At 28.6% G+C, this 10,665-nt stretch carries 8 protein-coding genes and 1 pseudogene; 5 read left to right on the top strand and 4 right to left on the bottom strand.

What is annotated here, in order from left to right:
- Positions 1-184 (top strand): annotated as a pseudogene (locus KQI18_RS08355) (CapA family protein); the annotation flags it as partial.
- A 631-nt stretch (positions 185-815) separates the two neighbouring features.
- Positions 816-1,745 (top strand): PTS sugar transporter subunit IIC, encoded by a 930-nt coding sequence (locus tag KQI18_RS08350; protein WP_330648048.1) that lies wholly within the window; start codon positions 816-818, stop codon positions 1,743-1,745.
- A gap of 784 nt (positions 1,746-2,529) precedes the next feature.
- Here the strand turns inward: KQI18_RS08350 and KQI18_RS08345 are convergent.
- From KQI18_RS08345 to KQI18_RS08330, 4 genes are all read right to left on the bottom strand, one after another.
- Complete coding sequence (locus KQI18_RS08345; RefSeq protein WP_216467320.1) at positions 2,530-3,087, bottom strand: hypothetical protein; 558 nt, start codon at positions 3,085-3,087, stop codon at positions 2,530-2,532.
- Positions 3,088-3,475: 388 nt separating this feature from the next.
- Positions 3,476-4,324 (bottom strand): flagellin, encoded by an 849-nt coding sequence (locus KQI18_RS08340; protein ID WP_216467319.1) that lies wholly within the window; start codon positions 4,322-4,324, stop codon positions 3,476-3,478.
- 280 nt (positions 4,325-4,604) lie between these two features.
- Positions 4,605-5,648 (bottom strand): AI-2E family transporter, encoded by a 1,044-nt coding sequence (locus KQI18_RS08335; RefSeq protein WP_330654387.1) that lies wholly within the window; start codon positions 5,646-5,648, stop codon positions 4,605-4,607.
- Positions 5,649-5,952: 304 nt separating this feature from the next.
- Complete coding sequence (locus KQI18_RS08330; protein WP_216467317.1) at positions 5,953-6,540, bottom strand: RNA ligase family protein; 588 nt, start codon at positions 6,538-6,540, stop codon at positions 5,953-5,955.
- A gap of 294 nt (positions 6,541-6,834) precedes the next feature.
- On the opposite strand from KQI18_RS08330, the gene KQI18_RS08325 reads away from it, so the two are divergent.
- The 3 genes from KQI18_RS08325 (at position 6,835) to KQI18_RS08315 (ending at position 10,605) form a co-directional block, all read left to right on the top strand.
- Complete coding sequence (locus KQI18_RS08325; RefSeq protein WP_216467316.1) at positions 6,835-8,607, top strand: cell wall-binding repeat-containing protein; 1,773 nt, start codon at positions 6,835-6,837, stop codon at positions 8,605-8,607.
- A 10-nt stretch (positions 8,608-8,617) separates the two neighbouring features.
- On the top strand, positions 8,618-8,833 hold the full coding sequence (locus KQI18_RS08320; protein WP_216467315.1) for a hypothetical protein: 216 nt from the start codon (positions 8,618-8,620) through the stop codon (positions 8,831-8,833).
- Positions 8,834-10,041: 1,208 nt separating this feature from the next.
- Complete coding sequence (locus KQI18_RS08315; protein ID WP_236887698.1) at positions 10,042-10,605, top strand: Ltp family lipoprotein; 564 nt, start codon at positions 10,042-10,044, stop codon at positions 10,603-10,605.
- The last annotated feature ends 60 nt before the right edge of the window (positions 10,606-10,665 follow it).

The following is a 10,665-nucleotide window of genomic DNA, read 5'->3' as shown; positions in this document are numbered from 1 at the left end:
AATGATATACCAACAAACTTTTAATTTTGAAGATGGAAAATTAATAGGTTCAGAAAAACCAAATATTATTCCATGCTCAATATCGTCATCTAAAAACAGAAATAACTACCAACCTACTCCATTATTAGGTGATGAGGCTGATAGAGTTATGGATAAAATTAAAGAATATAGTAAGAACTTATAACCTTATTGTTATCTAACCCTATCAAGCCTTTATAGATAATATGAATTAATTAAAATATCAAATTAGAGTATATCTTTCACCTAGATTTTCAGAAAACTAATTTTTTTATATAAATGAAAATACAATTGAAGATATAGTAAATGAAAGCAAATAAATCGATCAAATGGCTACTACCTTATTAAAAATATAATATTTGTACATATATATTTTTAGCTAAAGTAGAATGTAATTTATATTTTCTATAAGATTATTATAATTTTTATTTTAAAAAAATAAAATTATTATTAATAAATAAACTATGCTGAATTAAAAATATTATTATGTAATTATTTGCGATATTTTTTTATCTAAAATATGTAAATTTTAACATAATAAATGTTATAATTTAATTTAATATATAGAGTAAATCAATGCAGATACCTTAAGGTATAGATATCTGCTGATTTTCAGCTTAATAATTTTATTATTTTTTACTATTTCAAACGTTCTCCCTATTACCAATGGGGCGTAAATCATTTTATATATCTCCTTGAAAAATATGTAAGAAAGGTAGATATTTATGTTAACTATTATTTTAGGAATATCGTTATTATTAATAGCTTTATCAGCTTTTTCTCTTTTTAGTTTGAAAATGCCAAAAGGGCAACTAGCTATGTCTGGAATGGCCAACGCTGCCGTTGCCACTTTTTTAGTTGAGGCGATTCATAGATACATTTCAGGAGATTTACTTGGTATTAAATTTTTCCAAATATTAGGGGAGACCTCTGGTAGTTTAGGAGGTGTGGCAGCTGCCATTTTAGTCCCTATTTCAATGGGTGCTAACCCTGTCTTATCTGTAGTGGCGGGAGTTGCTGTAGGTGGGTATGGAATTCTCCCTGGATTCATAGCTGGATACGTGGTAGGATTTTTAGCTCCTCTAATCGAAAAAAAACTGCCAACAGGTGTCGACATCATTGGCGGTGCTCTTCTCATTGCTCCAATAGCGAGAGCAATTGTAATTCTTGTTGATCCAGGAGTAAATATGGTAATGTCACAGATTGGGACAACAATCACAATTGCCACAGAACAGTCCCCTATTATAATGGGGTTATTTCTTGGAGGAATCATTAAAATGATATGTACATCCCCTTTAAGTTCCATGGCGCTGACTGCAATGCTGGGACTTACAGGATTACCAATGGGTATCGCGGCGATAGCGTGCGTTGGTGGATCTTTTACTAATGGTATTATTTTTTATCGATTAAAATTAGGAGATAAAAGTAATGTAATAGCAGTTATGTTGGAACCTTTAACACAAGCAGATATTGTTACATCCAATCCAATACCTATTTATTGCTCCAATTTCTTTGGAGGTGGATTTGCAGGAATTGCTGCTGCATCTCTTCATATTATAAACAATGCCCCCGGAACTGCTTCACCTATACCAGGCCTCCTGGCTCCTTTTGCTTTTAACCACCCTATTAAAGTATTGGCAGCAATTGGTCTTGCTATTATAGGAGGCACTATTGCCGGATTGGTAGGAAGCATGGTATTTAAGAAACAAGCGACTGAAGTTGCCTAAAGGTGTAAAAATAAATTAGAAAATTAGAATTAAAGAGTAATATAAAATGATTCGGTTTAAGTCTGAGTAATTATGTAAAGTTATTAGTTAATTTTTTAACTTAAAAAATTAGAAATCATTCTCTATATAAAGTTAATATCTAATTATAATAGCTCTAATTATTGAATTTATCTATTTAAAAATGTCATGGAAAATATTTTTACTACATAGTGTGAAAAATTGGTGTTTTAATATATGAAATAATACAATTGAAGATATTATTAATAAAAATGTAAAGAGCAAACAATATTAGATATATTAATCGAGGGTAAATCCCTCGATTTTTTCTTTAAACTTAAAAGCAAATAAACCTCAGAACAAGTAATGGCTTTATCAATTTATTTATGAATAATAACCCTTTCTTTCTTGTCCATCTTAATTTTGAATTATTGCAATAAAAAAGCACCTACTATTGTAGATGCTAAGTAAAAAATAATATATGAAAGGAGGATCACAAGAAGTGAATCAATAAACCAGTATAAATATTATTTACAATTCTTTTAATTTAATACCAAAAACACCTTTCAGATATGCCTTTCAAAGGTGTTTATGGTAAATAGGAAATTAAAAGTATTAAACACCGAAAGAATAGACATAAGCCGATATTATTTCAGTGTTATTATAATATATTAATTGTACCTTATTATTATGCAATAAAAACCTGCTAAGATATCACACGATAAATTTATTATGTACTAATCTGCTGTACCGTTACTTTCGTTATATTAATAATAAATGAAAAGTGCTATTTGATAGCATCCTCGTAAACATTCTTAGTATTTTCTTCCATTTGTTTTAATCTAGCCTTAATACTATTCAATTCAGATTTAGCTTTTTCTGACTCTGATTTATATTGATCTGTTTCAGCTTTTGCTTTACTTACTTCATTCGCCTTTTCAGAGATCTCTTTTGTTTTCTCAGTTATCTCATTAATTTTCTGTTGAATCTCATTTTGTTTATCAGATAACTGTTGTTTTAAACTTTTAACCTCTTCTTTTGATGATTGGCTTCCTTGTCGTAATGAGTTTATCTCATTTTCTAATTGTTGTTTTTTGGTCTCTAGTTCTGTTTTATCAAACACTAATTGATCTTTATCTTTTTGTAATTGACTCGTTTTTTTCTCTAACGTCTCATTATCACCCTTGCTTTTTTTTAAACGACTAGCTAGATCATTTACTATATTTTCAGTACTGGTAATGATCGAATTCCAATCAATAGAAGATTGTAATGCTAAGACTGTTCCCCCAGAAAATAAAACGGCAGATACTATAACGCCTATCCCAAATTTACCTAATTTTTTCATTTAATACCTCTTATTTTAATAAAAATTTAATTACAGCTTTTTGATATTAGCATACTACCAAATTTTTGTAAATACATTTTCTACAAATAAAAATTACAATCATTAAGATTATTTTTAACTATCTTAATGATTGTAATTTTCAACGAATATAAAATTGAATGAATACTGCTATATAGGTAATAGCTTAAAAATATTATATAATTCTTAAATAATAAACAAGGAGATTCTGGAATATATTAAAGGAAATTATAATTAAGGGTTAAATTAAGGTATATTAGACTTGAATATGGAAAAGAAGAAATTATAAATATGAAATAAAATGTTAAATTCTTATAACTAGAGACAAAAAAATAAAGAGTAGAGAAAACTCCACTCTTTATAAAGTAAATTATTGCATTAATTGTAATATACTTTGTGGTTGTTGGTTAGCTTGAGCTAACATTGATTGAGATGCTTGAGCTAATATGTTTAATTTAGATAATTGAACCATTTCGCTTGCAACATCTGTATCTCTTATTCTTGATTCAGCAGCAGTTATATTTTCTACTGTGTTAGATAAATTAGCTGAAGTTGATTCAAGTCTATTTTGTTGTGCACCTAATGTTGATCTTGCAGAGTTTACTTTAGCAAGAGCAGCGTCTATGTTTGACATCATAGTTCTTGCAGCAGTAGTTCCAGCTGAATCACCAGTTTTCATAGATGCTATATTAGTTGAAGTTATTCCAGCACTAGCCATTATATCAGCAGTGTTTACTAAAGTTACGTTGATTTGGTTATTAGAAGAACCATCAGAACCTACTTGTAAGCTTAATTGAGTATTAGAGCCGTCTAATAACTGCTTACCATTGAACTCAGTAGTTTTAGACATTCTAGTTAATTCATCATTTAATTGAGTTAACTCGTTTGCTATTTTCTCTCTTTCATCCTTTGTGTTTGTTTCATTAGCTGATTGAACAGATAATTGAGACATTCTTTTTAGAATATTACCTGTTTCTTCTAATGCACCCTCAGCAGTTTGTACAACAGAAATACCATCTTGTACGTTTAATCCAGCTTGGTTTAATCCTTTAATTTGATTTCTCATCTTTTCAGATATAGCTAGTCCAGCTGAATCGTCTGCCGCTCTTTTGATTCTTAATCCTGAAGATAATTTCTCCATTGATCTACTTTGTAAAGCTGTATTTTTGTTCATTTGGTTGTTTGCTATTAAAGCATTTACATTGTTGTTAATTCTCATATTATTACTCTCCTTAGTTTATATAGGCATCCTTGCCAAAATTTGTAAGTGTATTATCTTACATTATAATAATCGTCCTATATGACAAAAATATTAACATATTTTTAAAAATAATAGAAAGAGTGTAGAAATTTTAAAATTGGTTTGATTCCTTTTTCATCGAATTTATCCATAATATCACCGTCTTATAAGTAGTAAAATCAATGTATGGTGATTTTAAGCATAAAAAAAGAACTAGTTTGTTAATCTAGCCCTATTTCTTAAAAATGTTTATTTGTATTTATTTATTTCTACCTTCATCAGTAAATATTTTTTTCTCACGCATTTCGATAAAGTTATTAAATATAATTTTTAGCATCGCTGCAATAGGAATAGATAAAAACATACCTATAACTCCGAAATAAGCTCCTCCAATAGTGATAGAAAGAATAATCAAAATTGGATTCATATTCAGAGCGCCTCCCATTAATCTTGGTCCAATAATATTTCCATCAATTTGCTGTAAAATTAATAAATAAATTCCAGTTATAATCGCAAGGGTTGCTCCACCTGTTAATAAGGTAATAATTACCGTTGCAATAGAAGCAAACATGGCGCCAAAATAAGGAATCATATTACATATACCTAATAAAATACCTAATGTCACGGCATATTTGACACCTATTAATGCTAATATGATTGTAGCCAGTACTCCTAAAATAAACGCATCCAAAAATTGTGTAAAAATAAATTTGTAAAAAATCTCATTTGTTTGATAGAGATACGATTTAATAATTTCAAGTGAGCGCTTTTTTATAAACAATTTTACAATTCTATCTATTGTCGCTATTAATAGTTCTTTATATAATAATGTATATATAGAAATAATAATACTTAAAAAAAGATTAACAACACTTGATGTCATCCCCAATGCATATCCACTAATAGAACCAATTCCTGTAGCAATATGAGTAAGAATGTCTTGCACTGAGTATGTACTAAGGAAAGATTCCAAAGTAGCCTTTAAATCAAAAAAACCTTTAAAACTACTTACATCTAAATTTCCAACCCACTGAATAATATCATAGTGGTAAAAAGGAATATCACTAGCAATTTCTAAAATATTTTTTATTATAATCGGAAAAACATAACTGAAAATAAGCATAATTATAAGAATTGCACCTAAATATATTGCTAGTACACTAATAATCCGTGCTCGTTTTACTATAAATGGGTATTTTACTTTTGAAATTTGCTTTTCTACCAGATTACAAGGAACATTCAAAAAATAAGCGATAATAATTCCCATAATAAATGGAGAAATAACACCTAAAAAGCTCCCTATATTTTCTATAATCGGTTGTAAATTAGCAACAACTTTATAAATAAAAATAACGGTAATGACAAAAAGAAGTCCTTCCGTTCATAAATTCCAATTCAGTTTAAGTTTTTTCATATTTTAAGGTTAGGAAAACCAGCAATTCATTTAAGAATGTGGAAGAATTAACCAATCATCACCTTCCTTCCATTTAAAAATTGATTGATTCGATACCAATAAGTATTTCAAATATATAATGAACGTTGATACCGTAATATAAATAATCTGCTTTTTATTATAATATAGTAATAAGATCTTTGCAATTGTTAAATTAGAAAGTACATTTGTATGGCTTGCTGTTAATTTTTATACTCTTTTTATCTTTAGCAACTATACCTTCTAGCATTTGACTCTCTGCAACTTGATATAATGCTTTACCTTTGTTTTCGATGTATCTAGATATTGCAAATCTATCCATTTCTTTAACAGTCTTGTCTAATAACTTCTTACGTTCTAACAAAGGTAAATCTGTTACTAAATCATCTTTATAATATATAATATCGTATGCTATAAAAGATACTGGATATTTCTTAGCTGATAGTTGCATTTTGAAAGGATCGCTTAATAAAGACCTTCTTTGTAACTCGTAGAAGTCAGGTACCCCATTATTCATTGCGATTAGTTCACCATCAAGTATACACTTTTCATTTACATACTTATGTAGATACTCTAGTTCTGGAAACCTTGGTATCAGTTTAAAATCCCTTTTATTTCTTAAATCTGTTGAATCTTTATCTAAATACGCTATACATCTTATTCCATCTAGTTTTAATTCAAATATATAATCATCGGAGTCAAACGCTTCTTGCATCTCTGCTATTAACATTGGTTTTATTCCTTTTTCGTCGAATATATCCATATAATCACCTCATATACTAGTATGGTCAATGATTGTTTAATTTAAGCTATTTATTTATTAAGAAAAATATATTTAATGAGATAATTCAAATTATTTAATGCTAGTTCCCAGTTATGTTAGAAATTTGACCAATTTTGTAAAAATTATATATTAAAAGTGTAAATTATGTTATTTTATAAACGATATCAAATGAAATTCATAATATATTATGAAAAGCAAAGTGTACACCGGTGATTATAATTGAACTAATATTTAATAATATTCTATACATAATTAAAAGGATGAGACTATATTATGAAATTTAAAAAAACTATAGCATTTATGCTTGTGGGTACGTTTTTTATGAGTACAGTAACACCTAGTTTTGCGTATTTTAAAAAACCTGCATTAGAACGATTGCAGGGGTCCGATAATTACGAGACAGCTGCATTAATAGCAGATAAGCAAAGTTATAATTCTGCGATACTAGTCAATTTAGATAATTCTGTAGCAGATGGATTAAGTGCGAGCGGCTTGTCTGGTGCAACAAATTCGCCTATATTGCTTACTAAAAAAGATAGTATACCGACTGTAACAATGAAAAGGTTATCCTCTGGAGTAAATAAAGTTTACATTATTGGTGGAACTAACTCTGTAAGTTCTGGTATAGAAAGTACCTTAAAATCAAAAGGAATAACAATAACTAGAATTCAAGGCGGAGATAGAATTGAAACAAGTATAAATGTGGCTAACGAAATAAAGAAATATACAAATTCAAATTATGTTTTCCTATTAAATGGTTTTAAAGGTGAACCTGATGCTATAAGTATATCTCCAATTGCATGTAAATATAGCGCTCCAATAATATTAACAAATGGTACTAGTACAAATTATTCAACATCGAACAAGACGTGCTATGTTATAGGTGGGGCAAATTCAATGAGTGAAGATATAGTAACTAACAAGGGAGCAACCAGAATTTCTGGTAATGATCGATTTGAAACAAACCAGGAGGTAATTAATACTTTCTTAGATGAAGAAGCTTATAGTCAGATGGTTACAGACGGGGCTTTAAAATTTTATGTTGCAGATGGGTACAATCTTACTAATGCATTAGTATCAACAATAATATCAAAAGACTCACTTTTCGCCTTAGTCTCTGAAAGTAATGATAAGGGATCTTTATATGTCGCTGGGAAGGTTATTGCATGTGGTAATTTAACTAATGAAGTAATAGAAAATTGCTTAGCTCCATATCCTGTTTATGGTGATATGTTTGGTATCTGGAAATCTGAAAGTGATGAAAGTAAGCAATTAATAATAGACCCCGAATCATTAATGATTTTTAGAAACGATGAACCTATTTATTCTGATTATGATGACTCAAGCTGGAAAACTAAAAGTGTAGACAAAAAAAATAACATTGTAATTATACAAAGAACTACTGCAAGCGGATCTACTGAATATAATAGACTTACTAAAATCAGTGATACTAGAATTAAAATTGAAACTTCATCAAATATTAATAGTTTTGGACAGCCCGAATACTATAATCCAGATTTAATTGTAGAGAATGAATCAGCAAGTTATGATGTAATAGAAGAATTTGGTAATGAAATAGTAAATAATATAGCAGTTGATAATTATGAAGAATCATACAATATTCCGGAAGAATATGTCCCTGATAGCGAAATTGTAAATGAAATACTTGGTGCAGATCCTGGAATAGACTTTAGTAGTTTAGTAAATCCTGAAAAATTATATTCTAATAAACTAATTATAAGAGTATCTAAAGTAAAAACTGCAGGTAAAGCATTCAATGTAGCAATTTTTTTATCCATAGGGAAAACAGCTGCAATTAAAGGTTTAATTAAGAAAAAAGGTAAAGCTGTTGTAAAGAAAATGATGACACAAACTTTAGCTAGAAGATTAAAATCTATGGGTGCTAAGAAATTAGTTAAATACGCACCAGTAGCAGCAGGGATAGCAATAGAATATATTGACTATGATTTTGGTCTTCGTATAGCGAAGTACATAGATTCTATAGACCCGAAACCAAATAATGGATATATAGAAGTCTCAAACTAAAGGAGGATGTATGTCAAAATATAATAAATTCGACTATATACTTATACTTAAACTCGTGATTGGTTATTTTTATGCAGTGTTCATTTTCGACGTTATAAAGATTGAGAAAAACATAGTAAATTTAATATTAGGAATTATTATTTTTATAGTAATATGTAGCATTGTAGAAAAAATTATTAATATATTTAGAAGTAATTCAAAAAAAAACACAATTAATAATAAATAAAAAAATGGGGTAGCAATTAAGCTACCCCATTACCTATATCAATTTTCAATTTTCCAACCACTCAACCACTTTTCTATAAGTCTCCTTAAAGTCATAGCCTACAAACATAGTAACATTATCAGGAAACTTCTCTAATCCTTTTCTTGCTCTAGCTATTTTTTTATTTACATATTAAATTATGTTTTTGTTTATGTTTATTAGTCTTTAATATCATGTATACTATATTTAGTATTTTGATATCCTCTGTGTTATCTAATAAACTTAATATCTCGGATTTCAATATCCCACTCCTTCCTAATTAATAATCTCAGACTATTAACTAGAGAAATGAAACTTTGTCTCATACAATTATATTGTACCAAATAAGTTTTTCTTATGCAAACTTATTACTAACATTTACCTAAACGTTTCTCTATCATACGACATAGAATCCCCAAAAATCTTATATCTTCTATTTCATCAATTAAAATTTTTACCCTTTCCTTCAATCGAATCCCTCCATTTTTTATGTACCCGCGCGTGTATCATTTATCTTTAATAATATTATTTCTAGTAATCCCAATAATTTCAAACTCGTGCAAAGCCAATTTATGTGCCATATTTAAAAAATAAATACACAGTAACGAACCACAAAGTACTCTATAGTATCCTACTGTGCTCCTATAGTGTTATATAGATTTAATAAATTATTGGTGGCAAATTTTTTTTAATTTATTTTTCCTTCCTTAATATGTAATTCTTATTTTTAATGCCTACTCGGTAATACATTATTCTAACATAAAGATCCTTATAGGAACCAAACATTTATTCGCACTAAAATCTTTTTTACATATATTCAATTCTCCTATAATTATTAAAAAAAATATAGGAGGATTGAATATATGTATAATAACAAACCGTTCTATAGAAACTATATATTTTGGATATAATGATTGTAACATTAATCGCTACTACCTTAATTCCTGGAGTGAGAAATAGTTTTAAAGCAAGAAAGCTAAATTAAGAAAGAACAACAGTAGATTAAATTAAACTTATCGTCAATTATACGGAGATACAAATAATTATTAAATTAAAATTATATAATTTTAACATTATACAATAGGCTCTTAAAATTCAGAGTCTATTTTTATTTCATGACAATATTCGACATAAATATCCTAAAAGCTATGTTATCCTTATATCGAACAATTATTATGGAGGGTATTATTATGAAAATGAAACAATGTAAAACATGTAGTAACCAAATAGCAAGCAATGCTAAATCATGTCCAAATTGCGGGGCAAAAAATAAGAAACCAATTTATAAGCGTGCATGGTTTATTATACTAACAGTAATTATAGTTGGTAGTATCGGGGCTAATTTAGGTGATAGTAGCGAAACTACAACGACTGTTAATTCAAGCAATACCACAAAAGAAACAACTAACAACAATGACGAAAGTATAAAACAATCTGATAGTAAAGTTCCCGCTGAATACACATCAGCACTTAAAAAAGCAGAAATTTATTCAGATACCATGTATATGTCAAAATCTGGTATATATGATCAACTAACTTCTGAGCACGGAGAAAAATTTTCTGAAGAAGCTGCACAATACGCAATGGACAATATCAATGCTGACTGGAATAAGAATGCTTTAGAGAAGGCAAAAGTATACCAAGACGACATGGCAATGTCACCTGCTGCGATTGAAGACCAGTTAAAATCAGAACACGGAGAAAAATTCACTGCTGAAGAAGCTGCATATGCTGTTGAACATTTGAATGACTAAAACTAATATTGATTATATAAGCTATAAGTACAAATAAATAAAACTATTAAGAGCATTGCT

Source organism: Metaclostridioides mangenotii (assembly GCF_018917235.1).
Taxonomy (GTDB): Bacteria; Bacillota; Clostridia; order Peptostreptococcales; family Peptostreptococcaceae; genus Metaclostridioides.
The sequence above is the reverse complement of the archived record's forward strand: the minus strand, read 5'-3'. Positions and strand labels throughout refer to the sequence as shown.

Coding starts and splice junctions, on each gene's coding strand:
- KQI18_RS08330 (WP_216467317.1), bottom strand. CDS start 6,540: ATGGATATATTCGACGAAAAAGGAATAAAACCAATGTTAATAGCAGAG.
- KQI18_RS08350 (WP_330648048.1), top strand. CDS start 816: ATGCCAAAAGGGCAACTAGCTATGTCTGGAATGGCCAACGCTGCCGTT.
- KQI18_RS08320 (WP_216467315.1), top strand. CDS start 8,618: ATGTCAAAATATAATAAATTCGACTATATACTTATACTTAAACTCGTG.
- KQI18_RS08345 (WP_216467320.1), bottom strand. CDS start 3,087: ATGAAAAAATTAGGTAAATTTGGGATAGGCGTTATAGTATCTGCCGTT.
- KQI18_RS08315 (WP_236887698.1), top strand. CDS start 10,042: ATGAAAATGAAACAATGTAAAACATGTAGTAACCAAATAGCAAGCAAT.
- KQI18_RS08340 (WP_216467319.1), bottom strand. CDS start 4,324: ATGAGAATTAACAACAATGTAAATGCTTTAATAGCAAACAACCAAATG.
- KQI18_RS08325 (WP_216467316.1), top strand. CDS start 6,835: ATGAAATTTAAAAAAACTATAGCATTTATGCTTGTGGGTACGTTTTTT.